The 26090-nt window shown below is 62.5% G+C and carries 18 protein-coding genes; 12 read left to right on the top strand and 6 right to left on the bottom strand.

Features of this window, described 5'->3' with window-relative positions; translation table 11 throughout:
* Window positions 1-312 precede the first annotated feature (312 nt).
* Window positions 313-1674, top strand: coding sequence for a sensor histidine kinase (locus GSR16_RS06810; protein WP_159875786.1), 1362 nt, complete (start codon window positions 313-315; stop codon window positions 1672-1674).
* 68 nt (window positions 1675-1742) lie between these two features.
* Here GSR16_RS06810 and rimO read toward each other — a convergent pair whose 3' ends face one another.
* The 3 genes from rimO to GSR16_RS06795 all read right to left on the bottom strand — a co-directional run bounded on the left by rimO (window position 1743) and on the right by GSR16_RS06795 (window position 4315).
* Window positions 1743-3059, bottom strand: a complete 1317-nt coding sequence (gene rimO / locus GSR16_RS06805) for a 30S ribosomal protein S12 methylthiotransferase RimO (protein ID WP_159875784.1) — start codon at window positions 3057-3059, stop codon at window positions 1743-1745.
* Between the two features lie 121 nt (window positions 3060-3180).
* The gene (locus GSR16_RS06800; protein WP_159875782.1) at window positions 3181-3618 is read right to left on the bottom strand and encodes a hypothetical protein; all 438 of its coding nucleotides are present in this window, start codon (window positions 3616-3618) and stop codon (window positions 3181-3183) included.
* 271 nt (window positions 3619-3889) lie between these two features.
* A complete protein-coding gene (locus GSR16_RS06795; RefSeq protein ID WP_159875780.1) occupies window positions 3890-4315 on the bottom strand; it encodes an organic hydroperoxide resistance protein in 426 nt (141 codons plus the stop codon).
* A 122-nt stretch (window positions 4316-4437) separates the two neighbouring features.
* Between GSR16_RS06795 and GSR16_RS06790 the strand changes: the two genes are divergently transcribed.
* From GSR16_RS06790 to GSR16_RS06760, 7 genes are all read left to right on the top strand, one after another.
* Window positions 4438-5322 carry an AraC family transcriptional regulator gene (locus tag GSR16_RS06790; protein WP_159875778.1) on the top strand — a complete coding sequence of 295 codons (885 nt, stop codon included), beginning with the start codon at window positions 4438-4440 and terminating at the stop codon, window positions 5320-5322.
* 93 nt (window positions 5323-5415) lie between these two features.
* Complete coding sequence (aptA, locus tag GSR16_RS06785; RefSeq protein WP_159875776.1) at window positions 5416-6756, top strand: omega-aminotransferase AptA; 1341 nt, start codon at window positions 5416-5418, stop codon at window positions 6754-6756.
* 48 nt (window positions 6757-6804) lie between these two features.
* Window positions 6805-8298, top strand: a complete 1494-nt coding sequence (locus tag GSR16_RS06780; protein ID WP_159875774.1) for a CoA-acylating methylmalonate-semialdehyde dehydrogenase — start codon at window positions 6805-6807, stop codon at window positions 8296-8298.
* Between the two features lie 202 nt (window positions 8299-8500).
* Window positions 8501-9676, top strand: a complete 1176-nt coding sequence (locus GSR16_RS06775) for an MdtA/MuxA family multidrug efflux RND transporter periplasmic adaptor subunit (RefSeq protein ID WP_159875772.1) — start codon at window positions 8501-8503, stop codon at window positions 9674-9676.
* Complete coding sequence (locus tag GSR16_RS06770) at window positions 9673-12813, top strand: multidrug efflux RND transporter permease subunit (RefSeq protein ID WP_159875770.1); 3141 nt, start codon at window positions 9673-9675, stop codon at window positions 12811-12813. Before GSR16_RS06775 ends, GSR16_RS06770 begins: the two co-directional genes overlap by 4 nt.
* Complete coding sequence (locus GSR16_RS06765) at window positions 12810-15920, top strand: multidrug efflux RND transporter permease subunit (RefSeq protein WP_159875768.1); 3111 nt, start codon at window positions 12810-12812, stop codon at window positions 15918-15920. The genes GSR16_RS06770 and GSR16_RS06765 overlap by 4 nt, the downstream gene beginning before the upstream one ends.
* Window positions 15917-17344 carry an efflux transporter outer membrane subunit gene (locus tag GSR16_RS06760; protein WP_159875766.1) on the top strand — a complete coding sequence of 476 codons (1428 nt, stop codon included), beginning with the start codon at window positions 15917-15919 and terminating at the stop codon, window positions 17342-17344. The genes GSR16_RS06765 and GSR16_RS06760 overlap by 4 nt, the downstream gene beginning before the upstream one ends.
* Before the next feature lie 270 nt (window positions 17345-17614).
* Here GSR16_RS06760 and GSR16_RS06755 read toward each other — a convergent pair whose 3' ends face one another.
* The gene (locus GSR16_RS06755) at window positions 17615-19648 is read right to left on the bottom strand and encodes a TonB-dependent receptor (RefSeq protein ID WP_159875764.1); all 2034 of its coding nucleotides are present in this window, start codon (window positions 19646-19648) and stop codon (window positions 17615-17617) included.
* Window positions 19649-19684: 36 nt separating this feature from the next.
* Window positions 19685-20590 (bottom strand): alpha/beta hydrolase, encoded by a 906-nt coding sequence (locus tag GSR16_RS06750; protein ID WP_159875762.1) that lies wholly within the window; start codon window positions 20588-20590, stop codon window positions 19685-19687.
* A 77-nt stretch (window positions 20591-20667) separates the two neighbouring features.
* On the opposite strand from GSR16_RS06750, the gene GSR16_RS06745 reads away from it, so the two are divergent.
* From GSR16_RS06745 to GSR16_RS06730, 4 genes are all read left to right on the top strand, one after another.
* On the top strand, window positions 20668-21546 hold the full coding sequence (locus tag GSR16_RS06745; protein ID WP_159875760.1) for a helix-turn-helix transcriptional regulator: 879 nt from the start codon (window positions 20668-20670) through the stop codon (window positions 21544-21546).
* Window positions 21547-21676: 130 nt separating this feature from the next.
* Complete coding sequence (locus GSR16_RS06740) at window positions 21677-22795, top strand: ABC transporter substrate-binding protein (RefSeq protein WP_205677512.1); 1119 nt, start codon at window positions 21677-21679, stop codon at window positions 22793-22795.
* Window positions 22792-23850: a FecCD family ABC transporter permease gene (locus GSR16_RS06735; RefSeq protein WP_159875758.1), complete on the top strand. Its 1059-nt coding sequence runs from the start codon at window positions 22792-22794 to the stop codon at window positions 23848-23850. Before GSR16_RS06740 ends, GSR16_RS06735 begins: the two co-directional genes overlap by 4 nt.
* Window positions 23850-24647 carry an ABC transporter ATP-binding protein gene (locus tag GSR16_RS06730; protein ID WP_159875756.1) on the top strand — a complete coding sequence of 266 codons (798 nt, stop codon included), beginning with the start codon at window positions 23850-23852 and terminating at the stop codon, window positions 24645-24647. Before GSR16_RS06735 ends, GSR16_RS06730 begins: the two co-directional genes overlap by 1 nt.
* Before the next feature lie 12 nt (window positions 24648-24659).
* Here the strand turns inward: GSR16_RS06730 and GSR16_RS06725 are convergent, their stop codons facing one another.
* Entirely contained in the window at window positions 24660-26087 is a 1428-nt protein-coding gene (locus GSR16_RS06725; protein WP_159875754.1) for an efflux transporter outer membrane subunit, read from the bottom strand.
* Window positions 26088-26090 lie beyond the last annotated feature (3 nt).

The following is a 26090-nucleotide window of genomic DNA, read 5'->3' as shown; positions in this document are numbered from 1 at the left end:
CTTTATGGATTAGCCAAATACCACTTTCACCACGGTCATTTTTATCTTGCAGTTTTCTGCAATGAATACTCATATTAAAAATATATATATAAAATACAGCTCGCAATTCTCTCAACCCCGATCAATTGCGCAGAAAACAGCAACCAGCCCAACCATTACTGGCTCTTCCTTCCGAGAAAAAAATACCTCCCTCCTCCGCCGCGGCATAAAATGGCAGCCAGACGCTGGTCTGTTGCGTAGCCCGTGCGGCCCGCCCCGTTACCGCAGCATTGACAAGCCGGATATTCCCCTTGCCCCCAGGAAATTTCAGCCATGCCAGCCCACCACCACGCCCTGAATGCGCCGGTCAACCTCCCGGATGACAGCATTGCCGCTGCAGGCCAGGAACTGGCAGAGGCCGCCTGGATAGACGTAATCCAGCGCATGGACGAGGTGTATAGCGAGCTGGTGTCCTCGCAGGAAACACTGGAAACCAAACACCGCGAGCTGGCAGAGGCGCACCACTTTACCGAGGGCGTGCTGGCCGCCATGACCGATGTGCTGGTGGTGTGCGATACCGTGGGCAAGGTTCGCCAGGTCAACCGCGCCATGCTGCAACTGACCGGCCATGCAGAAAGCGAGCTGGTTGGCCGCAAACTGGCCGAACTGGTGGAAGACAGCCAGGCTCGGCAGCAGATCGCCACCCTGCTGGCCGCCGGACGTAGCGATGTACAGGATGTGGAAATTGCCCTGCCGCGCGAGGACGGGGAAAGCATGCCGGTTACCTGGAATGTCAGCCCGCTATACGATGGCGAAGGGCGTTACAGCGGCTTTGTGGCAGTGGGACGGCCGGTGGGCGAACTCAAGCGCGCCTATGCCCAGTTGCAAGCGGCGCACCAGGCACTGAAGTCTGCGCAGGCCCAGTTGGTACAAGCGGAAAAGATGGCTTCGCTAGGCCGGCTGGTGGCCGGGGTGGCACACGAGCTCAACAACCCCATCAGCTTTGTACTGGGCAATGCCCACGCCATGCAGCGCTATGCGGTCAAACTCACCCACTACCTGAATGCCATTCACGCCCATGACCTGAGCCCGGATAATCAGGCATTGCGCATCGAACTGAAAATCGACCGCCTGATTGCCGACCTGCCCTCGCTCAGCGCCGGCCTGATGGAAGGGGCCGAGCGCAGCGGCCATATCGTGGATGCACTGAAACGTTTTTCTGCAGTGGAAGAAAACACCCGCCAGCGGGTGGACCTGGCCGACCTCACCCAGCGCGCCTTGCACTGGGTCAGCCGTGCCGCGCCCTTCAGGGTAGAAGTCATCAACACCGGACTGGACACCCCCGCCTGGGTGTGCGGCTCGGCCAACCAGTTGCAACAGGTGCTGGTCAACCTGATCCAGAATGCGTTTGATGCCATCGAAAAAACCGCCAGTCCCTGCCTGCAACTGGAGATCAGCCGGGCCGCCGGGCAAATAAGCCTTGCTGTGCGCGACAACGGCCCCGGCATCAGCGAAGAAGCCCTGCCGCTGATCTTCGATCCCTTCTTCACCACCAAGCCCATCGGCAAGGGCACTGGCCTGGGCCTGTCCATCAGCTATGGCATTGTCGAGCGCCATGGCGGACAACTGAGCGCCGATAACCACCCGCAGGGCGGGGCCTGCTTCACCCTGCAGCTGCCGGCGTTCAAGGATTAAGCTGCAGCAGTAAAAACGGCGCTCCCGCAAGAACGCCGTTTGTTCAACTTATCATCCGCAGCAAAGAATCAGACGCGCTCGCCCCACAGGTCGTGTTCGCTGCAGTCGACAATGTCCACCTCGACAAACTGGCCGGCTTCAAGACCGGTGGCATCTTCCACAAACACCAGGCCGTCGATTTCCGGCGCATCGGCATAGCTGCGGCAGATGGCCGTGCCTTCGTCGTCGATTTCATCCACCAGCACGGTCAGACGCTGGCCGATACGGGCTTCCAGCTTGCGGGCGCTGATTTCGGCCTGTACTTCCATGAAGCGCTCCTTGCGCGCCTCTTTGACTTCTTCCGGCACCTGATCCGGCAAGTCGTTGGCAGTTGCTCCCTCGACTGCGGAATAGGTGAAACAGCCCACGCGGTCCAGCTGGGCTTCACGCAGGAATTGCAGCAGTTCTTCGAAGTCTTCTTCGGTTTCGCCGGGGAAGCCGACAATAAAGGTGGAGCGGATCACCAGCTGCGGGCAGATCTCGCGCCATTTCTTGATGCGCGCCAGCACATTGTCGCTGTTGGCCGGACGCTTCATCAGCTTCAGCACTTTCTGGCTGGCATGCTGGAACGGGATATCCAGGTAAGGCAGGATCTTGCCGTCGCGCATCAGCGGAATCACTTCATCCACGTGCGGGTAGGGGTAAACATAGTGCAGGCGCACCCAGATGCCGTGCTTGCCCAACTCCTCGCACAGCTCGGTCATGCGGGTCTTCACCGGACGGCCGTCATGGAAGCCAAGCTTGTATTTGACATCCACGCCATAGGCCGAGGTGTCCTGCGAAATCACCAGCAGTTCCTTCACCCCGGCACGGGCCAGGTTGGCCGCTTCACGCAGCACATCATGCACCGGACGGCTTTCCAGATCGCCGCGCATGGACGGGATGATGCAGAAGGTACAGCGGTGATTACAGCCTTCGGAAATTTTCAGGTAGGCGTAATGCTTGGGCGTCAGGCGAATGCCGATATCCGGCACCAGGTCGACAAAGGGGTCGTGCGGCTTAGGCAGATAGTTGTGTACCGCATCCATCACCTCGTCGGTGGCGTGCGGGCCGGTTACGGCCAGCACCGACGGGTGGGCATTCTGTACCACGCCATCCTTGGCACCCAGACAGCCGGTGACAATCACCTTGCCGTTTTCATTCAGCGCTTCGCCAATGGCATCCAGCGATTCGGTCACCGCCGAATCGATGAAACCACAGGTGTTGACCACCACCAGGTCAGCCCCGTCGTAAGAGGAGGAAATTTCATAACCCTCCGCGCGCAGGCGGGTAAGAATGTGTTCGGAATCGCTCTGGGCTTTAGGACAGCCAAGGGAAACCATACCGATACGAGGAGCTTTGGACATGTGGCGTAGTGCAAAAAATGAAAAACGCCAGATTATACAGCCATTTGCCCGAGCTTACCTGACCGCCTTCCGGCAAGCCGGCACAATCTGCAGCCAGCTGCTTCAGGACAGCTGCCAGGTTTCAGGTTTCCGAATCCAGATCGTCCGCAATGCTGGCCTTCATGGCCGGCCAGGCCATCAGGGTTTCATGCTCACCCACGGTAAAGCCGCGGCCAAGTGCAGATACCCGGTCGCGGTAGGCATGCAGTTCTGGAAACTCCGCAAACAGCTGCTGCAGCTCCTGTTGCTGCCACGGACTGGCCATGGCAGCACCGCGAAACAGCGCCAGCAACAGGATGCCACAGCCAATCCACAGTACTGCGGAAAGCAGGACACTGACGATAAGGGAATCCAGCCCGAACACGCCTCCCGGCCACAGGCGCGGGATGAGGCTACAGGGCAGAAAAACGATAAGCAACATGCCAAGCAGCGAGCCGTAACGTGCCAGCCTGATTTGCCCGCGCGTGAGGGCAAGCATGTCAAAACGGATTTCCTGCATGCTGTCTTGCCGGTATTGCATTGCACTCCCCTGCCAGCATAAACAAGACGATCACCAGCTGCCGCTGATTGGCACGCTTCAGGACCATGCCGGATTCTTGAAGTCATGACTGCTGGAGCTGATCTCCAATTATCCACCAGCAAGACCGGGATGACTGTCAGAAAACGTAAAGTAAATTGACATCAAACCGCCATGCCAAGCATGACGCCAGATTAAGCCGGCAGATGGACAAAAACAAATACCCCCTGTGGGGGTATCTTCCATGCTTGCCGTGCAGCCAGGCTGGCTACAGTCACACCAGTTGCAGACGCACGTCGATATTGTTGCGCGTGGCGTTGGAATACGGGCAGACAATATGTGCCTTGTCCACCAGTACCCGCGCCTGGGCAGCATCCACGCCGGGAATGCTGATCTGCAAATCCACTTCGATGCCAAAGCCGGTGGGAATGGGGCCGATGCCCACCGTGGCGCTTACCGTGGTGGCGGCAGGCAAAGCTACCTTGTCCTGCATGGCCACATATTTCAGCGCCCCCAGAAAGCAGGCTGAATAACCGGCAGCAAACAGCTGTTCCGGATTGGTGCCGGGGCCGCCAGCACCACCCAGTTCGCGCGGCGTGGATAACTGCACTTTCAATACAGCATCCGACGACTCGGCACTGCCTTCACGGCCACCGGTGGCTGTGGCATTGGCACGGTAGAGAACTTTTTCAATAGACATGACAGACTCCATGGTTCAGATCGGTTGCGGAAGTGCAGCCGTTTGGCAGAACTGACTTTACCTGTCACCGCAGTACGATATGCTACAAATAATCTCAAATACTTGATCAGGAGTAGCAAATCATGCGCACATGCACCGATAGACTGGATGCACTGCTGCACCATTTTCCGGTACGGGCGCGGCTGTTCCATTCCGGTGCGTTGTGCGGGGTAACGCGCTTTACTGCGCCAGAACACGGCGGCCAGCTGCATCTGATACAGGCGGGCAAACTGGATGTGGTGCATGCCGGACAAGACACGCTGCACATCTGCGAGCCCAGCCTGCTGTTCTATCCGCGCCCTCTGGCACGCAACTTTGTCAGCGACAGTCAGCACGGTGCCACCCTGGCCTGCGCCCAGCTGCAGTTCGAGGGCGGTGCCGACAACCCGCTGGCCGGCGCAATGCCGGACACCATCTGCGTGCCGCTCAAGGACATTCCCGGTGCCGAAGCCATACTCGGCCTGCTGTTTGCCGAAGCCTTCAGCAATTACTGCGGCCGTGAGGCACTGCTGGACCGCCTGTTCGAAGCCGTCTTCATCCAGTTGCTGCGCTATCTGATGGAATCCGGGCAACTGGAAGGCGGCATGCTGGCCGGCATGTCCCACCCCAGGCTGCGCCGGGCGCTGGTAGCCATGCACGATCAACCGGCAGCACCGTGGACGCTGGATGAGCTGGCCCGGCTATGCGGCATGTCACGCAGCGTGTTTGCCAACAGCTTTCGCAACACCTTGGGCTGCACGCCAGGGGTGTATCTGCAGGGCTGGCGCATCAGCCTGGCGCAGCAGATGTTACGCAAGGGACAGCAGTTAAAACTGATTGCCGACCGAGTGGGTTATGGCAGCGAGGCCGCGCTGTCACGTGCCTTCAAGGCCCACAGCGGCCAGACGCCACGAGCCTGGAAACTGGCACAGGAAAACCCGCCCATGACAGCAGACGACCTTGCCGGACATACAAATCAAGTTACGTGAGAAAAATTTAACCTTTACGTTTATAAGTTTCAATTTAACTCACCTATTGTTTGCTGCATGCTGTGCACATCAACCATGGCATCAGGAGCCACCATGTCTGCCCAGCATTCTGCCTACACCACCAGCGATCTGAAACTTGATGCGCAATGGATGCCGTTCACTGCCAACCGCGCTTTCCAGCAAGACCCGCGCATCATCGTGGGGGCGGAGGGCAACTACTTTATCGATGACAAGGGCCGTCGCATCTTTGACAGCCTGTCCGGCCTGTGGACCTGCGGTGCCGGCCACAACCGCAAGGAAATCCAGGAAGCCGTATCGCGCCAGCTGGGCACGCTGGACTACGCACCGGGCTTCCAGTACGGCCACCCGCTGGCCTTCCGTCTGGCCGAGGAAATCGCCGGCATCATGCCCGAGGGCCTCGACCACGTGCTGTTTACCGGCTCCGGTTCCGAGTGTGCCGATACCGCCATCAAGATGGCCAAAGCCTACTGGCGCCTGAAGGGCCAGCCCAGCAAAACCCGCTTCATCGGCCGCGCCCGTGGCTATCACGGCGTCAACATCGGCGGCACCTCGCTGGGTGGCATCGGCGGCAACCGCAAGCTGTACGGCCAGTTGATGGATGCCGACCACCTGCCGCACACCCTGCAGCCGGGCATGGCCTTTACCCGTGGCATGGCGGAAACCGGCGGCGTGGAGCTGGCCAACGAACTGCTGAAACTGATCGAGCTGCATGATGCGTCGAATATTGCCGCCGTCATCGTCGAGCCGATGTCCGGCTCCTCCGGCGTCATCGTGCCGCCCAAGGGCTATCTGCAACGCCTGCGCGAAATCTGCAGCCAGAACAACATCCTGCTGATCTTCGACGAAGTGATCACCGCCTACGGCCGTATGGGCAAGTGGACCGGTGCCGACTACTTCGGCGTTACCCCGGACATCATGAACACCGCCAAGCAGGTGACCAACGGCGCGGTACCGCTGGGTGCGGTGATTGCCTCGAAGGAAATCTACAACACCTTCATGCAGCAGAACCTGCCGCAGCACGCCATTGAATTCACCCATGGCTACACCTACTCCGGTCACCCGGTGGCCTGCGCTGCCGGTCTGGCCACGCTGGAAGTACTCAAGCACGAACAGCTGATCGAACAGTCGCTGGCACTGGCGCCGGTATTCGAGGACAAGCTGCATGCGCTCAAGGGCAGCCAGCATGTGGTGGACATCCGCAACTGCGGCTTGGCCGGTGCCATCCAGCTGGCCTCGCGTGACGGCGATGCCACCATCCGTCCCTACGAGGCAGGCCTCAAGCTATGGCAGGCTGGTTTCTACGTGCGCTTTGGCGGCGACACCCTGCAATTCGGGCCCAGCTTCAACACCACCCCGGCACAGCTCGACACCCTGTTCGATGCCGTGGGCAGCGTACTGAACAATCTGGCCTGAGCCCCCGACACTCAAACCAATACCGTGCATAGCAAGAAAGAATCCAACGTGAGCACCATCGCCCATCTGATCAACGGTGAGCTTGTCCAGCAGGCAGGCCGCAGCACCCCCGTCTTCAACCCGTCGCTCGGCAAGCCGGTACGCGAAGTGGCCCTGGCCGACCAGGACATCATCCGCGCCGCCATAGCCAGTGCCAAGGCGGCCTTCCCGGCCTGGCGCAAAACCCCGCCGGCCAAGCGCGCCCAGGTGATGTTCCGCTTCAAGCAGCTGCTGGAAGCCAACCGCGACAAGATTGCCCAGCTGATCAGCGAAGAACACGGCAAGACCCTGGAAGACGCCGTGGGCGAGCTGCAGCGCGGCATCGAAAACGTGGAATACGCCTGCGGCGTGCCGGAACTGCTCAAGGGCGAATACAACCGCAATGTCGGCCCCAATATCGACAGCTGGAGCGACTTCCAGCCGCTGGGCGTGGTGGCGGGCATCACCCCGTTCAACTTCCCGGCCATGGTGCCGCTGTGGATGTACCCGCTGGCCATTGCCTGCGGCAACTGCTTCATCCTCAAGCCGTCCGAGCGCGACCCCAGCTCCACCCTGCTGATTGCCCAGCTGCTGCACGAAGCCGGCCTGCCCAAGGGCGTGCTGAATGTGGTGAACGGTGACAAGGAAGCCGTTGATGGCCTGATCCAGGCACCGGAAGTGAAAGCCATCAGCTTTGTCGGCTCCACCCCGATTGCCGAATACATCTACACCGAGGCCAACAAGCGCGGCAAACGCGTACAGGCACTGGGCGGTGCCAAGAACCACGCCGTGGTGCTACCGGATGCTGATCTGGACAACACCGTCAACGCACTGATGGGCGCAGCCTACGGTTCCTGCGGCGAGCGCTGCATGGCCATTTCCGTGGTGGTAACCGTGGGCGACCAGGTGGCCGACAAGCTGGTGGAAAAACTCAAGCCCAAGATTGCCGAGCTGAAGATCGGTGCCGGCACATCCTGCGGCCTGGACATGGGTCCGCTGGTGACTGGCGCGGCGCGCGACAAGGTGGTGGGCTATATCGACAGCGGCGTGGAGCAAGGCGCAACCCTGGTGGTGGATGGTCGTGGCCTGAAGGTATCCGGCTGCGAGGAAGGCTTCTTCGTCGGCGGCACCCTGTTCGACCACGTCAAGCCCGGCATGAAGGTCTACGAAGAAGAAATCTTCGGCCCGGTGCTGTGCATCGTGCGGGTGAACAGCCTGGAAGACGCCATGCAACTGATCAACGACCACGAATACGGCAACGGCACCTGCCTGTTTACCCGTGATGGCGAGGCTGCACATCTGTTCTGCGATGAAATCGAAGTGGGCATGGTAGGCATCAACGTACCGCTGCCGGTGCCGGTGGCCTATCACAGCTTTGGCGGCTGGAAGCGTTCGCTGTTTGGCGACCTGCACGCCTACGGCCCGGATGGCGTGCGCTTCTACACCAAGCGCAAGACCATCACCCAGCGCTGGCCGCAACGCGCCAGCCACGAGGCTTCGCAGTTCGCCTTCCCCAGCCTGTAAGCGCAGTACAGCAGTCGGCTACAACAGCCCCCGTCCGGTGATGCCGGGCCGGGGCTGTTTTGTCTTGTTGCGGGCAAAAACCGCCAAATTGCTGCCAACAGCGGCATCCTTGCATTAATTTACACGGGATCAATACTTGGCACACAAGTGGTTTACAAATTGCATTTAGCATTCAGGCTTTGGAAATCACTGTCCCTGGCCCATGAAAACCCCGTCCTCCCTGCCCGCCCTGCTGTCCCGCAAACGTCTGCTGCTACCCTTGTCCGTCCTGCTGCTTGGTGCCAGCGGCTTCCTGCTGTTCAAAAGCCTGTCACATGCCCAGAACATGCCGCCGCGCGACATGGTGACACCGGTACAGGTGGCCAGCGCCCGCCGTGCCGACGTGCCGGTCTACCTCAACGCCATCGGCACGGTCACTGCCAATGTCAGCGCCACGGTTACCAGCCGGGTGGATGGCGTGCTGCAGGCGGTGTACTTCACCGAGGGCCAGTGGGTGAAACAGGGCCAGTTGCTGGCGCAGATCGACCCGCGCGCCTATCAGGCCAGCCTGAAGCAGTACCAGGGTGCGCTGGCCGAACACACGGCCTTGCTGCACAGCGCCGAGCTGACGCTGGAGCGCTACCGCAAGCTGTACGCCAGCGACTCGCTGGCCAAACAGGATCTGGACAGCCAGATCGCCAGCGTCGAGCAATACCGTGGTGAAGTCAAAACCGATCAGGCACAAATCGATGCCGCCCGGCTGAACCTGGACTTCACCCGCATCACCGCCCCCATCAGCGGCTTTGCCGGCCTGCGCCTGACCGACCCGGGCAATATGGTGCATTCCACCGACACCACCGGCATCGTCGCCATCAGCCAGTCGCGCCCGATTACCGCCACCTTCAGCCTGCCGGAGGCCAATCTGGCCGATGTGTTGCCGCTGTTGCGCCAGGGCAAGGCGCTGCCGGTGGACGCCTATAACCGCGAACGCAGCACCCTGCTGGCCCATGGCGAAGTGAAATTCATCAGCAATGCCATCGACACCAGCACCGGCAGCGTCAAGCTCAAGGCGGTGTTTGCCAATACCGACGACAAGCTGTTCCCCAACCAGTTCGTCAATATCCGCCTGCAAACCACCACCCTGCCGCAGGCCGTCATCGTGCCATCGGCAGCGGTACAGCTGGGCAGCACCGGCAGCTATGTCTATGTGGTGAACGGCAACAAGACGGTCAGCAAGAAAAACGTCAGCACCGGCCCGACAAACGGTGACTGGGTGGTAATCAGCAAGGGTGTGGATGCCAGCGCCAGCGTGGTGACCGCCGGTATCGACCACCTGCACGAAGGTGCCAAGGTAGCGCCGGTAGGCGACAACAGCCATGGCAGCAAGGTGGACCAATGAACCCGTCGCGCTGGTTTATCGAACGGCCGGTCGCCACCATCCTGCTGATGGTGGCGGTGCTGCTGTCCGGGCTATTTGCCTACCGCATGCTGTCCACCTCGGCGCTGCCGCAGGTGGACTACCCCACCATCCAGGTCAGCACCCTTTACCCCGGTGCCAGTGCCGAGGTGATGACATCGTCCGTCACCGCGCCGCTGGAGCGCCAGTTGGGCCAGATGGCCGGCCTCAGCCAGATGTACTCCACCAGTTCCGGCGGGGCATCCGTCATCACCCTTCGCTTTTCCCTGCAGCTGTCACTGGATGTGGCCGAACAGGAAGTGCAGGCCGCCATCAATGCCGCCAATGCCTATCTGCCGGATGACCTGCCCAACCCGCCCACCTACAAGAAGGTGAACCCGGCCGACAGCGCGGTGATCAGCCTGGCGGCCAGCTCGGACGACCTGCCGCTGACCCAGGTGCAAGATCTGGTCAACACCCGGCTGGCACCCAAGCTGTCGCAGATTTCCGGCGTCGGTCTGGTCAGCCTGGCCGGTGGCCAGCAGCCGGCCATCCACGTACAGGTGAACCCGGCGGCACTGGCCGCGCATGGTCTGACACTGGCTCAGGTCAATACCCTGATCAGCAACAGCAATGTGAATGGTTCCAAGGGCGGTTTTGACGGCCAGCATCACTCCATCACCATCGACGCCAACGACCAGATCCGCTCTGCCGACGAGTACGGCGCGCTGATCCTCACCTACCAGAACGGCTCGGCATTGCGCCTGCGTGATATCGCCACAGTCAGCCAGGCGGCGGAAAACCGCTACCTGTCGGCCTGGGCCAACAACAAGCCGGCCATCATCATCAATGTGCAGCGCCAGCCGGGCGGCAATGTCATCAATGTGGTGGACAGCATCCAGCAGGCACTGCCCACGCTGCAGGCCGCGCTGCCGGACAGTGTGAAAATCAGCGTGCTGTCCGACCGCACCCAGACCATCCGCGCCTCCATCGATGATGTGCAGTTCGAGCTGTTGCTATCGGTGGCGCTGGTGGTGATGGTGACCTTCCTGTTCCTGCGCAATGTGCAGGCCACGCTGATTCCCAGCATTGCCGTGCCGCTGTCGCTGGTGGGCACCTTTGGCGTGATGTATCTGGCCGGTTTCAGCCTGAACAACCTCACCCTGATGGCGCTGACCATTGCCACCGGCTTTGTGATTGACGACGCCATCGTGGTGGTGGAAAACATCGACCGCCTGCTGGCCAGCGGCAAATCGCCGCGCGAGGCCGCGCTGCTGGGTTCGCGCCAGATCGGCTTCACCATTATCTCGCTCACCTTCTCGCTGATTGCGGTGCTGATTCCGCTGCTGTTCATGGGCGATGTGGTGGGCCGGCTGTTCCGCGAATTTGCCATCACGCTGGCGGTGTCCATCCTGGTATCCATGGTGGTATCACTCACCCTCACCCCCATGCTGTGTGCGCAGCTGCTGCGCCATGTGCCGCCGGAGCGCCAAAGCCGCTTTGCCCGCCGTGGTGGTGAAATCTTCGATGCCATGGTACGGATGTACGACCGCCTGCTAACCGTGGTGCTGAATCATCAGCGCCTGACCCTGCTGGTGGCCACCGCCACCCTGGCGGTGACCGCGCTGTTGTACGTGCTGATGCCCAAGGGCTTTTTCCCGGCGCAGGATACCGGGCTGATCCAGGGCATTACCGTGGCGTCACAGGATGTGTCCTTTGGCGAGATGGGCCGCCGCCAGCAGGCGCTGACGGCCATTCTGGCGCAGGACCCGGCGGTGGACAGCATTGCCTCCACCATTGGCGTGGACGGCAATAACAGCAGCCTCAACACCGGTCGCCTGCAAATCAGCCTCAAGCCCTTTGCCCAACGCAGTGAACGCGCCCCGGCCATCATCCAGCGCCTGAACAGCGCGGTGCAGAAGGTAGCCGGCATCACGCTCTACCTGCAGGCCGCGCAGGACCTGAGCATTGATGACCAGGTGACCCCGGCGCAGTACCAGTTCACCCTCAGCGACCCGGACAGCAGCCGGCTGGCCAGCCTGACCCCGCGCCTGCTGCAGGCCATGCGCCAGAACCCGGTATTCAGTGCCGCCACCAGCAATCTGCAAAACCAGGGCATGGTGGCCGACATTCATCTGGACCGCGATGCCGCCGGTCGCTACGGCATAACTGCTGCCGATGTGGACGCGGCACTGTACAACGCCTACGGCCAGCGTCTGGTGTCCACCATCTTCACCCAGGCCAACCAGTACCGCGTGGTGCTGGAAGTGGCAGCCGACTACCAGCGCAGCCCGCAGGCGCTGGAGGACATCTATCTGGCACCGTCCAGCACTTCAAGCAGCAGCACATCCAGCAGTAGCAGTTCCAGCAGTCTGGTGCGTCTGGGCAGCATTGCCACGGTCAGCCAGCGCAGCGGCCCGCTGATGTATGGCCGGATAGATCAGTTCCCGGCGGTCACCTTCGCCTTCAACCTGGCCGCCGGACACTCACTGGGCGATGCCCACGCCGCGCTGCAGCAGATTACCGACACCCTCAAGCTGCCAGACACCACCACGCTGAGTTATCAGGGTGCCGCAGCAGCCTTCCAGAGCGCCTCGGCCAACACCCTGTGGCTGATTCTGGCCGCCTTGCTCACCATGTATATCGTGTTGGGCATGCTGTATGAAAGCTTCATTCATCCGGTCACCATCCTGTCCACCCTGCCCTCCGCTGCGGTGGGAGCCATGCTGGCCCTGCTGCTGAGTGGCAGCGAATTCAGCATGATTGCGCTGATCGGGGTGATCCTGCTGATCGGCATCGTCAAGAAAAACGCCATCATGATGATCGACTTCGCGCTGCAGGCCGAGCATGAGCAAAGGCTGTCGCCGCGCGAGGCCATTCATCAGGCCTGCCTGCTGCGCTTCCGCCCCATCCTGATGACCACCATGGCGGCGCTGATCGGCGCGCTGCCGCTGATGCTGGCCTCCGGCTCCGGGGCCGAGCTGCGTCAGCCGCTGGGCCTGGTAATCGTGGGCGGGCTGATCTTCAGCCAGGTACTCACCCTGTTTACCACCCCGGTGATCTACCTGCTGTTTGACCGGCTGGCCGTGCGCTGGCGTGCCGCCATGGCACAACGTCGTCAGCAAGAGGCCGCACGATGAATCTGCCACGCTTTTTCATTGCCCGTCCGGTGGCCACCCTGCTGTTGACACTGTCCATCCTGCTGTTGGGGATTCTGGGCTTTACCCTGCTGCCGGTGGCACCGTTGCCGCAGGTGGCGTTTCCCACCGTGATGGTGTCGGCCTCGCTGCCCGGGGCCAGCCCGGAAACCATGGCCGCCACCGTGGCCACGCCGCTGGAGCGCAGCCTGGGGCAGATTGCCGGCATCACCGAGATGACCTCCACCAGCTCGCAAAGCTCCACCACCGTCATCCTGCAATTTGCGCTGGACCGCGACATCAACGGCGCGGCCCGGGATGTGCAGGCCGCCATCAACGGGGCGCGCAGCCTGCTGCCCAGCAGCATGCCTTCGCTGCCCACCTACCGTAAGGCCAATCCGTCCGACGCGCCCATCCTGATGCTGGCACTCACCTCCAAAAGTCGCAGCCGTGGCGAGCTGTACGATCTGGCATCCAGCTATCTGCAGCAGAAAATCGCCCAGGTCAACGGCGTGGGCGAGGTGTCGGTGCGCGGCGGTTCGCTGCCGGCAGTACGGGTGGATCTGCAGCCACAGCAGCTAAGCCATCAGGGCATTGCGCTGGACACCGTGCGCAGCGCCATTGCCAACGCCACCTCCAATATCGCCAAGGGCCAGCTGGATGGTGACAGCACGCGCTGGCAGATCCACAGCAACAGCCAGCTGGAAAAATCCGCCGACTACCGCACGCTGGTGATTACCCGCGCCAATGGCACTATTGTGCGGCTGAGCGATGTGGCCCGCGTCTACGATGCGGTGGAAGACCAGTACACCGCCGGCTATTTCAACCAGCAGCCCTCGGTGATGATAGGCATCACCCGCCAGTCCGATGCCAACATGCTGGAAACCATCGACGCCATCAAGGCGCAGTTGCCGGCCCTGAGCAAGTCCCTGCCCGGCGATGTGGAACTGCACATCGCTACCGACCGTTCCGGCACCATCCGTTCCTCGCTGCATGCCACCGAGGAAACCCTGCTGATTGCCGTGCTGCTGGTGATCGTGGTGGTGTTCGTATTCCTGCGCAATCTGCATGCGGTGCTGATTCCCGCCCTCACCCTGCCGGTATCGCTGATCGGCACCTTTGCCGTGATGTATCTGTGCGGCTACAGCCTCAACAACCTGACGCTGATGTCGCTGATCATTGCCACCGGCTTTGTGGTGGACGATGCCATCGTGGTGCTGGAAAACATCACCCGGCATATCGAGGCCGGCATGCGGCCCTTGCGGGCCGCGCTGCAAGGGGCCAGTGAGGTCAGCTTTACCGTGCTGTCGATGACGCTGTCGCTGATTGCCGTGTTCATTCCCATTCTGCTGATGGGCAGCATTGTCGGCCGCCTGTTCCGCGAGTTTGCCGTCACCCTGGCGGTGTCGCTGATGATTTCGCTGCTGATGTCACTCAGCCTCACGCCCATGCTGTGTGCTTACCTGCTGCGCAAGCACCAGCCGGGCGAGCGCGCGCCCAACCGTCTGTCGGGCTGGGTGGAGCGCGTGCTGCAAAGCCTGCAGACCGGCTATGCCCGCGCGCTGGCCGGGGTGATGCGCCACCGCCTGCTGACGCTGCTTAGTTTGTTGCTGACGGTGGCGCTGAATGTGTGGCTGTATACCGCCGTGCCCAAGGGCTTTTTCCCCGATCAGGATACCGGCATGCTGATGGGCCAGCTGCAGGCAGACCAGAACGTCTCCTTTGCTGCCATCAAGCCCAAGCTGCTGCAGTATTCCGCCATCCTGCTACGTGATCCGGCGGTGCAAAGCGTGATGATTTCCACCGGCAGCGGCGGCTTTGGTTCGCGCAACAGCGCCAATCTGTTCGTGCAGCTGAAGGACCAGAGCCAGCGCCAGGACAATGCCTTCCAGATTGCCCGCCGTCTGAGCATGCGCACCCACAATCTGCCCGGTGCCCAGCTGTTCCTGATGCCGGCGCAGGACTTGCGCATAGGCGGGCGCAGTGCCAATGCCACCTATCAGTACAGCATTCGCACCGACGACCTGACCGTGCTGCGCAGCTGGACTCCGCGCGTGGAGGCGGCACTGAAAAAGCTGCCGCAGCTCACCAATGTCAGCTCGGATGCCCAGGCTGGCGGGCAGGAGGTGATGATCACCATCGACCGTGACAAGGCCAGCGCGCTGGGGGTGAACATGAACACCATCGACACCCTGCTGAACAATGCCTTCAGCCAGCGTCAGGTGGCCACCATCTACCAGTCGCTCAACCAGTACCACGTGGTGATGATGCTGGCACCGGACTACACCGCCGATCCGCAAACCCTGCAGGACATCCAGGTGGTGACCTCGGCCGGTACGCAAATTCCGCTGTCCAGCTTTGCCAGCTTCAGTGGCAACAGCGCCGCATTGGCAGTAGCCCATCAGGGACAGGCGGCCACGGCTACCGTGGCGTTTGATCTGGCTGCCGGCGTATCGCTGGATCAGGCCGACCAGGCCATCCGTCAGGCCATGGTGTCCATCGGCCTGCCACGGCAGATCCAGTCCGGCTTCCAGGGTACGGCCAAGGAGTTCGAGGCGCTGACGCGCACCATGCCCTGGCTGATCGTGGCCGCGCTGGCAGCGGTGTATATCGTGCTGGGCGTGCTGTATGAAAGCTATATCCACCCGCTGACCATCCTGTCCACCCTGCCCTCGGCCGGGGTGGGGGCGCTGCTGTTGCTGCAGCTTAGCGGCATGCAGCTCACCGTGATTGCGCTGATCGGCATCCTGCTGCTGATCGGCATCGTCAAGAAAAACGCCATCATGATGATCGACTTCGCCCTGCACGCGCAGCGCAGCCGCCAGCTGAGTGCGGCACAAGCCATCGTGGAAGCCTGCCAGCTACGCTTCCGCCCCATCATGATGACCACGCTGGCCGCCTTTTTCGGCGCGCTACCGCTGGCGCTGGGCCATGGCGGCGACGCCGACCTGCGCAGCCCGCTGGGGGTAGCCATTGCCGGCGGCCTGGCGCTGAGCCAGCTGCTTACCCTGTTTACCACGCCGGTGGTCTATGTCTATCTGGACCGCCTGAGCCAGTACACGCGCGCGCACTGGCGCCGTCTGCTGTCCGCACCGAAAGAACACGCATGAGCCACACCATCAAGCATCGTCCCCTTACCCGCCTGCTCGGCCTGGCCCTGCTGGGCCTCGGTCTGGCTGGCTGCGCCGTCGGCCCGGACTACCAGCGCCCCAAGGTGGATGTCTCCACCCGCTTCAAGCAGATGGATGGCTGGAAGCAAGCCAGCCCCGCCCACACCAGCATCAGTGCCAACTGGTGGGAAGGCTATGGCGATGCCGAACTGTCCGCTCTGCTGGCACAGGTGAGCGTGTCCAACCAGAACGTGGCCAGCTATCAGGCGGCCTATCAGAAAGCCAGGGCGCTGGTCAGCGCCGCCAATGCCGGCTTCTTTCCCACCGTCAGTGCCAGTGCCGCCAGCAGCCGTTCCGGCGGCAACAGCACCAGTACCAGCCGCAGCAACAGCGCCGGCCTGAGCGCCAGCTGGGAACCGGACCTGTGGGGCAAGCTGCGTCGCACTGCCGAGCAGGATAGCGCCAGCGCCCAGGCCAGCCAGGCCGAGCTGGCCGCCGCCACCCTCAGCGCGCAATCCACGCTGGCACAGGATTACTTCCAGTTGCGGGTGCTGGACGAGCAGATCCGCCTGTACCAGCAAACCGTCAGCGCCTACCAGCGCTATCAGCAGATCATCCAGCAGCAGTACGCGGTGGGCAGCACCTCGCGCGCCACCCTGTCCACGGCGCAGACCCAGCTGGAAAGCGCCCGCGCCGCGGTACTGGATGTGCAATGGCAACGCGCCCAGCTGGAACACGCCATTGCCGTGCTGATCGGCAAGCCGCCGGCCGAATTCAGCATCAGCGCCAAACCGCTGGCTTACACCATTCCGGCCATTCCGGTGGGCCTGCCCTCGCAGTTGCTGGAACGCCGTCCCGACATTGCCTATGCCGAACGTAATATGGCCGCCGCCAATGCCGCCATCGGTGTGGCCAAGGCCGCCTACTTCCCCGACCTCACCCTCAGTGCCAGCGGCGGCTATAGCAGCTCGGCCTGGCGCAAGCTGTTGAGCGCACCCAATGCGGTATGGTCAACCGGGCTGGAATTGAGCGGCACGGTGCTGGATTTTGGTGCCACCGCCGCCAGCGTGCGCCAGGCCGAGGCCAGCTATGCCGGCCAACTGGCCACCTATCGCCAGACCGTACTGAGTGCGCTGCAGGAGGTGGAAGACTATCTGGTAGAACTGCACACGCTGGAACAGGAAATTGCCAGCCAGCGGCTGGCAGCAGGCAGTGCACAGGATGCCGAGCGGCAATACCGCAACCAGTATCAGGCCGGCATGATCAATTACCTGAACGTGGCCACGGCCCAGGCCACCAGCCTGAGCCAGCAGCAAAGCCTGCTCAGCCTGATCAAGCAGCAACTGGTAAGCAGTGTGGAGCTGCTGGTGGCACTGGGCGGCGGCTGGGATGCCGCCAGCCTGAACCGGCAACAGGCGGACTGAGTACCAGTAGGCTGATTGCAGGCATGGAAAAGGGAGTCCCGGCGGGACTCCCTTCAGATTATTGACAAACCTCTTCTCGCTTTCTGAATAGAAAGCGAGGCTCCCTTTCTGGGAAAGGGCGGGGGGATTGGGAATAGATGGGAAGGCTGCGGAATCAAGTGCGTGGTCGGAAGGCCCGGCTTTGCCGGGTCCAGTACAAGCGCATCAAATGACTTTGTCAGCAGCCTGAAGGGAGTCCCATCGGGACTCCCTTGTTGTATCCGCTCGTGATCAGAAGCGGTATTCGGCATTCACCCCATAGGTGCGCGGCGCGCCCACATAGAAGCCGGTGGTGCGCATGCCCAGCACCAGCGTCTGGTTGAAGGCATTTTTCACATAGCCACGCAGGGTGATGTCATGCGTCAACGCATAGCTCAGCCCCATGTTGACCAGGGTGTAGTCACCGCCCATGGCCGTCTTGGAGTTGGCCGCATCGGTATAGTACTTGCCGACATACTGCGCATTCAGCCAGCTTTCCCATTGGCCCCAGTGGCGTTTCACGCTGGCCGAAACCGTGGTTTCCGGTGCATAGGTCAGCTGGTTGCCGGTGGCCGCGCTCAGCCCGCTGGGGGCCTGGTCGATGCGGCTTTGCAGCAGCCCCACGCTGGCACCCAGCTCCCAGCCACCGGCCAGTGGCAGCTCCGCCCCCAGCTCCAGGCCATCGGTATGCGCCTTGGGCATATTGTAGAGGATGGACGAGTAGCTCATCTGGTAGTTGTCGTAATCGTTGTAGAACAGGTTGGCGCTGAATTTCAGCTGCTGCCAGCGTGTCTTGAGCATGGCTTCGTAGGAATTCACGCTTTCGCTGTCGTACTGGTACACCGCGTAGTTGTGGCTGGTGTCAAACGACACCCCGCCCGGGTTATAGCCCTTGCGCACCACGAAGTTGAGATTGGTATCGTCCGACCAGCGATAGCTGACCCCGGCCTTGGGCAGCAGGCTGGTCTTGTCGATGTCGGCCTGCAGGCGGTGGTTGTTGTAGACGATATTGCGCTGCTGTTCTTCCTTCTCCACCCGCACCCCGCCCAGCAAGGACCAGGCCGGGCTGAGCACCCACTCGCCATCGCCATACACGGCACCGGTCTTCACGCTATCGCTACCGGATAGCGTGGCAGCACCATAGGCGCTCAGGTCCTGGTCACGCTGGTACAGGTACATGCCCAGCACGCCGTTGACCGCACTATCCGGGCGCTTGAACACCACGCGGCCTTCCACGGTGTGGTTCTGGTCATCCATGCCCAGCGTCATCGCGGTGGGGCGTTGCACAAAACCGATGTGGTTGTCGCTGAAGCTGTATTGCAGGTAGCCGGTGACGCCGGCAGCAAAGGCATATTGCGATTCCAACGTGGCGGTGGTGTTGTTGGAATCCTGCGTGCGGTAGTTATTGCTGGTGGAGGCAATATAGGTGTAGGCCGAAACCGGGTTGCTCACCTGGTTCAGGTAATCGCCCTGGTACTGGCGATGCGACAGCGTCAGCTTGGCCTGGAAATCCGGCATGGATGCCGGCGTCCACAATAGCTTGCCGCGTACATCGTAGTTTTGCACATGGGACGGGTTGTCATTGCCGGTCTTACCGGCGTACTGGATGTAGTCGTTCCCCCTCACCCCCTGCGCGGTCAGACGGTAGGCCAGCTCATCCTTTACCAGCGGGCCGGATACCATACCGGCGGCGTTGGCACGGCCATCGGCGGTTTCCCAGCCCAGGCGCAACGCGCCTTCCGGAACAAAGCTGGGGTCGCGGGTCTGTACCAGCACCGCGCCGCCAATGGCATTGCGCCCCTGGGTGGTGGATTGCGGGCCGCGTAGCACTTCCACCTGTTTCACATCCCACATGTCGGCATCCATATACTGCTGGCCGGTCCAGGCCTCGGCTACGCCATCCAGCATGGTGGCTACCCGCGGGCGGGCACCGCCAAAGAAGGTATACAGGCCGGTGGCCGGGCCGGTGCTTTCCACGCCGCGGATATTGATGCCGCCAGCCGGGTTCACCACGGCATTGGGTACTTTTTGTGCCAGTTCGTTGACCGAGGAAATATCGCCCTTCTCCAGCTGGTCCGCCCCCACCACGGTCACCGCCGTGGTGGCCTTGCTCAGGCTGCGCGGCATTTTCTCGCCACTCACCACCACGGTGTCCAGCTGGCTGTCCGTGGCAGCCGCTGCCTCGCCATGGGCTGTGCCGGCTGCCAGTGACAGCAGGCTGCCGGTCAGTGCCAGCAGGACCTGCCGGGTCAGAGGGTTAAGCCGGTGCTCATCACGCTGTGTCATCTTGCTGTTCTCGCTAAGGTCGGTAATCAGGAAAAATCAGTCTGCGGCAAAGGCCAGCCGCAGCACGCGGGCGTAGGCATAGATGGCCATTTCGCCGTGGTCGTGGTCGGGTACCACGCGGAAATCGGTGTCAAGGCCGGGCACGGCCTGCATGCGGGCGGCAAAGGCTTGTGCCTTGCCCAGCATGTTGCGGGCCTCTACCCGCGTCTTGCGTGCAGGATCGGCACTGACTGCGGCAGCTGGCTGCTCGTTACCGCCTATCCACAAAGCCAGCCGTGCCGCAGGTGGCTGACTGAAGCCCATGTCGGCTACCCGGCCCTCGGCAGCCCACAGCGAGGGGCTGATGGCAAAGTAGCGCTGGAAGGCGGCAGGCTGTTGCAACAGCCGGTACAGGGTGAACAGGCCGCCATAGGAATGTCCCAGCAGCGACTGGCGAGCCGGATTGATAGGAAAACGGGCGGCAATCTGCGGTTTGAGTTCGCGTTCGATGAACAGGGCAAATGCATCGGCCCCGCTGGGGCTGGAAGTGGATTGCAGTGGTGGCAGGTAGTCGCGGCTGCGCAAATCCCGCGTCTGCAACATGTCGCGCCCGTAGCCGATGGCCACCACGATGCCGGGGTCTGGTGCATTGCGACCATGCGCGGCCTGCATGGCCAACGCCTCTGCCGAACGCGGATTGGCCAGATGCAGGGCCGGGAAGCTGCTGTCACCATCCAGCGCATACAGCACCGGGTAGCCACCTGTTGGAGCCGGGGCTTCCGGTACCGACAGGTAGATGATGTAGTTTTGCCCGGTGTAACTGGATGTCATCCCGAACTGGCTGGCCCCGCGCAATAGCACCACGCCATCCTGCCCTGCCGCCAGGGCTGACGCTGTCCCCAGTCCCAGCCACAAGGCAAGGCAGGTAAGAAAATGGAAAACGGCTTGAAACTTGGCATTCATTAAATGATAATCCTTCTCATTATCATTAGTACGGCAGCCATTATCCGGTTTTGTCGTGCGCATTACCTTTGATCAAGATGCAGAATGCTTTTCCGCCCATGCACAATTGTCCTTCCCCCACCATGTGGTCGCAGGAGGCCAGCCCGGGCTTTCTGATCAGCGCCAACAGCCGTCAATCCCATAGCCATGGCCACCAGACCACCAATGCCCCCGGCCTGCGCCTGATCATGGTGCTGGAAGGGGAAATCGACTGCTGCCTGGACCGCGAGCACTTCCTGCTCAGCGCCCGCCAACCGGGGCAGAGCGCCATCCTGATTGCCAACCTGCACGATGAAGTCCGCTTTGAACGCCGCGCCAGCTGCATCGAGCGGGAAAGCAAGCTGTGCCTGACCATCAGCCCGCAATGGCTGGCGCAACACGATCTGCTGCTGCCGCCGGAACTTGGCCAGCGACCGGGCAAGGCCGCCGTGCACGCCAGCGACTGGCAATGCAGTGGCCGGCTGGCCCAGCTGGGCTGGCAGCTGCTGCGCCACCGCACCTCGCGCCCGCTGCTGGACAAGCTGGAAAGGGAAATGCTGGGCCTGCAGCTGCTGGCGGAAACCCTGGCCTGCCTGTTGCCCGAAGCCCAGGGCCGCAGCGGTCCACATCGCAACAGCCTGCTGCGGCTCAAGGACATGATTGATGCCGGTGCCGCCAATGACTGGGATATCGGCCAGCTTGCCGCCAGCGTGCACATGAGCAGCAGCACCCTACAGCGTCATTTCCGCCGCGAATTCGGCTGCAGCGTGATGGACTACCTGCGTGTGGCGCGACTGGAACAGGCCAGACAGGCACTGACAGAGGGCCAGTACAGCATCACCCAAATTGCGCTGGATGCAGGCTTCAGCTCCCCAGCCAATTTTTCCACCGCCTTTCGCCGCCGTTTTGGCATCACCCCGCGCGAAGCCATGCGTTGACACAGCACATTGCCGCTGCAGCAAACGTGCTTGCCGTGCCGGCAAACAAATGCAAGCCCGCTACCCGGCATACTGCAGCAGCAATCTGCATCATTTTTTTTCCGCGCACTCAGGCTCTTCAGGACCCATCATGACCCCCTTCCGCTTCTTGCCAGGCCGTGCATTGCACCTTGCCTGCGCCCTGCTGCTGACTTCATTCATGGCCACGGCCAGCAGCGTGGTCGACATTGCCGGCCGCAAGGTCGATATCCCGCCCACGGTGCAACGCGTGCTGCTGGGCGAGGGCCGGCTGTTCTATGCCATGTCACTGCTGGAAGGCAAACAGCCCTTTGCCCGTATTGCCGGCTGGCAAGGCGACTTCCGCCTGCTGGACAAGCAAGGCTACGCCGCCTACCGCCAGCGCTTTCCCCAGATCGACAGCATCCCGCTGATCGGCCAGACCAGCGAGGCCACCATCAGCCCGGAAAAGGTGCTGACCCTGAAACCGGATCTGGCCATCTTTAGTATCTCCGGCCACGGTCCCAATCTGGGCAGCCCGCTGGTGGACCTGCTCACCCGCGCCGGGGTACCGGTGGTGTTTGTGGATTTCCGCGAAAAACCGCTGGAACACACCGTGCCCAGCATGCGCATACTCGGCGCGGCACTGGACCGCCGCAGCCAGGCGGAAGCCTTTGTCCGCTTCTATGAAGACAAGCTCGCGCTGATCCGCCAGCGGGTGGCACGCCTGCCGGCACAGGCAAAACCACTGGTATTCGCCGATGTCCGTGCCGACACCTTTGATAATCTGATGACCGCAGGCAAGGGCAGCTTTGGCGAAATGCTGGAGGTGGCCGGTGGCCGTAATCTGGGCAGCAGCCTGCTGGCAACGCCGCTGGGGCCCATCAATATCGAGCAGGTATTGGTCAGCCAGCCAGCCTACTATCTGGCCAGTGGCGCTGCCGCGCCGGGCAGCAGCAAGGGCTTGCAGCTGGGAGCCGCCACCGATGCGGCTACGGCCCGGGCCTCGCTGCAGCGCGTGGGCAATCGCGCACAGCTAAAGGGCCTGCCCGCAGCCCGAGGAGCACATGTATTTGCCGCCTGGCACATGTTCTATGACATGCCGCAACACATCATCCTGATCGAAGCACTGGCCAAATGGCTGCATCCGCAGCAGTTCCGCGATATCGACCCGCAACGCAGCTGGACCGAGATGCATCAGCGCTTTGGCGCCATGCAGCCGGGTGGCACCTACTGGCTGGCACGGCAATGAGCCAGACGCCAACGCCAAGCCTGGCCGCAACACCGCCCCGCAGTTATGCCAGCGTGCAGTGGCGCAAAGCCGCCGGCCTGCTGTGCGCCCTGCTGCTGATAGCGGGCAGCCTGCTGCTGGATTTCACCATCGGTCCTGCCGGGCTAAGCCTGGCACAGCTGGCTGCCGCGCTGCAGCGGCAGGGGGATGCCATGCATGTACTGGTGGTATGGGATATCCGCCTGCCCATGGCCTTACTGGCGGTAACCGTAGGCATGGCGCTGGGCCTGGCCGGGGCAGAGCTGCAAACCGTGCTGGGCAATCCGCTGGCCAGCCCCTTCACCCTGGGTCTGTCGGCCGCCGCAGCACTGGGCGCGGCGCTGGGCATGTTGCTGCAGGATCACCTGCCGGCTTACGGCGGCAGCTGGCTGGTACCGACAGCGGCCTTTGCCTTTGCCATGAGCGTGGCACTGCTGCTGGATCTCACGGGCAGGCTGGCTCGGCTTAGCAGCACCGGCATCATCATGTTCGGCATTGCCTGCGACTTTTCCTGCCATGCGCTGCTATCGCTGGTGCAGTTTGCCGCCACCACCGAGTCGCTGCAGAACATCGTGTTCTGGACCATGGGCAGCCTGAGTCATGCCAGCTGGCAGGCAGTGGGCCTGCTGACGCTAACCCTGCTGCTGAGCCTGCCCTGGGCGCTGACCGACAGCTGGCGGCTGACCGCCCTACGCATGGGGGAAGAACGCGCCAGCAGCTTTGGCGTGAATGTCGCGGCACTGCGCCTGCGTGCCTTGTTCCGGGTCAGCCTGCTGGCTGGCACGGCAGTGGCCATGGCCGGCACCATCGGCTTCATCGGCCTGGTGGCACCGCATATCGCCCGTTCGCTGTTCGGTGAGGATCACCGCTTCTTCCTGCCGGCATCCATGCTGGTGGGCGGCATTATCCTGTCCTGCTCCTCGCTGGTATCGCGCCTGCTGCTGCCAGGCATCATCATTCCGGTCGGCATTGTCACCGCGCTGGTCGGCATTCCCTTTTTCATGGTGATTGTCTGTCGCAACGGGAGAAGCAACTGATGCAAGGACTGACTGTGCAAGGACTGACTGTGGAAGCGCTGAGCGTGCATTACGGCCGCCAACGTGTGCTGGACAATATATCCACCGGCCTGCTGCCGCGCGGCGAGGTGATCGTGCTGCTGGGGCCGAATGGCTGCGGCAAGTCCACCCTGCTCAAGGCCATGGCCGGCCTGCTGCCCAGGCAGGGCCGCATGCTGCTGGATGGCCGCGAGCTGGGCCGTGGCCGGGGGCAGGCAGAGGGCAAGCTGGTTTACTTGCCGCAGAACCTGCCCGGCGATGTAAGACTGCGGGTAGATGAAAGCGTGATGGTAGCGGCCAATGCGCTGCGCAGCGGGCTGGGCGACGACAGCAGGTCGGCGGTGGAACAGCTGCTGCACCGCCTGGGCATCAGCCAGCTGGCCCATCGCCAGTTGGGTGAGTTGTCCGGCGGGCAAAAGCAGATTGTGGCGCTGGCACAGGCGCTGATCCGCGAACCGGACATCCTGCTGCTGGACGAACCGCTGTCGGCACTGGATCTGCGACGGCAGTTTGAAGTGATGCGGCTGATCCAGACCGAAACCCGCCAGCGCAATATGCTGACGTTAATCGTGCTGCATGACCTCAATATTGCCCTCAAGCACGGGGACCGCACCTTGCTGCTGAACCAGGGCCGGCTGCAAGGCTGCGGCCTGCCAGCCGAGGTGATTACTCCGGCACAGCTGGCCAGGGTGTTCGGGGTCAGCGCCCGGGTGGAGCACTGCTCGCACGGCAGGCTGAATGTGCTGATTGACGCTGCCCTGCCAGCCGGCAAGCTATGATCCTGTCCATTCCTATGTGCCGGCGTCAGCCTGCCAGCCCAGCCCCAGGCTCTTGTGCAAGGTAGCAAAGGCTTGCAGCAGCGCCGCCCGGCTGTCCTGCTCCGCCAGGGTGGCAGTCAGCAGCGTGCGCCGGGCATCGATCAGTTGGCTCTGGTCAGCCACCCCGGCCTGGCGCCGCTGTGCCATCAACTGCGCTTGCTGACTGGCCGAGGCCAGCAGCGCCTGCTGCTTGCGCAGGGTGTCGCGCTCATGGGCGTAGCGTGACAGCGACTGGTTGGCGTCCTGCAGCGCATGCAGCACGGCAGACCGGTAATTGGCATCGGCCTCGTCGCGCTCGGCCTCGGCCTGCTCCACCGCCGCGCCGGTGCGACCAAAGTCCAGCCAGTCCCAGCTGAGGTAGGGTGCTGCCAGCAGCATGCTGCTGCTACGCGACAACAGCTTGCTGGCCGAGGTGGCCCCCAGGCCGATATCGCCCAGCAGCGTCAGCTTGGGAAAGTAGCCGGCCTTGCGCTGGCCGATGCGCGCCGTGCTGGCCGCCAGCTGGCGCTCGGCGCTGCGGATATCGGGCCGCTGGTGCAGCAGGCTGGCCACATCGCCCACCGCCACCTCCGCCGGCACCGCCGGAATCTCCCCCACCGTTGCCAGCTCGGCATCCAGCGCGCCAGATGGCTGACCGCACAGCAGGGCCAGTTGGTCCAGCGCCTCGGTCAGCGTCTGCCGAGCATCCTGCAGCGCACGCTGGCTGTCCAGCAGATGGCTGCGCTGGCTTGCCAGTTCCATATCGCCAATCACCCCGGCGCTACGTCGTTGCTGCACCAGCTGCAGCAGGTTTTCATCCAGTTGCAGCAGCTGGGTACGCACCTGTACTTCATGTTGCCGCAACCGCAGCTGGGCATAGGCCTGCACCACATCCGCCAACAGGGAAACCTGCGCGTCAGCCAGCCTGGCCTGCGCCTGCCCGGCCTGCGCCGTGGCCGCCTCCACCGCCCGCCGGTTGCCGCCAAACAGATCGACCTCCCAGCTGGCATCCAGGCCCAGATTGTAAAAGCGCAAGCTCTGCGCCGAGTCGGTACCCGGCCCCATGTCCAACGCCAGGCCAACGGCGCTGGCCGCACTCTTGGGCCGGGTATTGGCCTGCTGCTGTGCCAGACCGGCACGCGACTGGCGCAGGCGCGCCTGTGCCGCTGCCAGATCAGGACTGTCTTGCATGGCACGGGCCAATAGCCGGTCCAGCTGGGCATCGTGCAGGCTTAGCCACCATTGCGCCGGCTGTACCAGCGGGGATGTTGCCGGCGTGGTGGCGCGCACCAGTTGCTGTCCGGTGGGCAGCAGCGGCGCACCGTGGTAATCAGGGCCTACCGTGGTGCAGGCAGTCAGCGGCAGCGCGGCCAGCAGGCCGCTCAGCAACAGGCGGCGGGAGAATTGTGAACGAAACGGCATAAG

The organism is Aquitalea denitrificans, assembly GCF_009856625.1.
GTDB lineage: Bacteria > Pseudomonadota > Gammaproteobacteria > Burkholderiales > Chromobacteriaceae > Aquitalea > Aquitalea denitrificans.
The sequence above is the reverse complement of the archived record's forward strand: the minus strand, read 5'-3'. Positions and strand labels throughout refer to the sequence as shown.

Coding starts and splice junctions, on each gene's coding strand:
- GSR16_RS06730 (WP_159875756.1), top strand. CDS start 23,850: ATGCAAGGACTGACTGTGCAAGGACTGACTGTGGAAGCGCTGAGCGTG.
- GSR16_RS06775 (WP_159875772.1), top strand. CDS start 8,501: ATGAAAACCCCGTCCTCCCTGCCCGCCCTGCTGTCCCGCAAACGTCTG.
- GSR16_RS06745 (WP_159875760.1), top strand. CDS start 20,668: ATGCAGAATGCTTTTCCGCCCATGCACAATTGTCCTTCCCCCACCATG.
- GSR16_RS06795 (WP_159875780.1), bottom strand. CDS start 4,315: ATGTCTATTGAAAAAGTTCTCTACCGTGCCAATGCCACAGCCACCGGT.
- aptA (WP_159875776.1), top strand. CDS start 5,416: ATGTCTGCCCAGCATTCTGCCTACACCACCAGCGATCTGAAACTTGAT.
- GSR16_RS06755 (WP_159875764.1), bottom strand. CDS start 19,648: ATGACACAGCGTGATGAGCACCGGCTTAACCCTCTGACCCGGCAGGTC.
- GSR16_RS06765 (WP_159875768.1), top strand. CDS start 12,810: ATGAATCTGCCACGCTTTTTCATTGCCCGTCCGGTGGCCACCCTGCTG.
- GSR16_RS06790 (WP_159875778.1), top strand. CDS start 4,438: ATGCGCACATGCACCGATAGACTGGATGCACTGCTGCACCATTTTCCG.
- rimO (WP_159875784.1), bottom strand. CDS start 3,059: ATGTCCAAAGCTCCTCGTATCGGTATGGTTTCCCTTGGCTGTCCTAAA.
- GSR16_RS06760 (WP_159875766.1), top strand. CDS start 15,917: ATGAGCCACACCATCAAGCATCGTCCCCTTACCCGCCTGCTCGGCCTG.
- GSR16_RS06770 (WP_159875770.1), top strand. CDS start 9,673: ATGAACCCGTCGCGCTGGTTTATCGAACGGCCGGTCGCCACCATCCTG.
- GSR16_RS06740 (WP_205677512.1), top strand. CDS start 21,677: ATGACCCCCTTCCGCTTCTTGCCAGGCCGTGCATTGCACCTTGCCTGC.
- GSR16_RS06725 (WP_159875754.1), bottom strand. CDS start 26,087: ATGCCGTTTCGTTCACAATTCTCCCGCCGCCTGTTGCTGAGCGGCCTG.
- GSR16_RS06735 (WP_159875758.1), top strand. CDS start 22,792: ATGAGCCAGACGCCAACGCCAAGCCTGGCCGCAACACCGCCCCGCAGT.
- GSR16_RS06810 (WP_159875786.1), top strand. CDS start 313: ATGCCAGCCCACCACCACGCCCTGAATGCGCCGGTCAACCTCCCGGAT.
- GSR16_RS06750 (WP_159875762.1), bottom strand. CDS start 20,590: ATGAATGCCAAGTTTCAAGCCGTTTTCCATTTTCTTACCTGCCTTGCC.
- GSR16_RS06800 (WP_159875782.1), bottom strand. CDS start 3,618: ATGCAATACCGGCAAGACAGCATGCAGGAAATCCGTTTTGACATGCTT.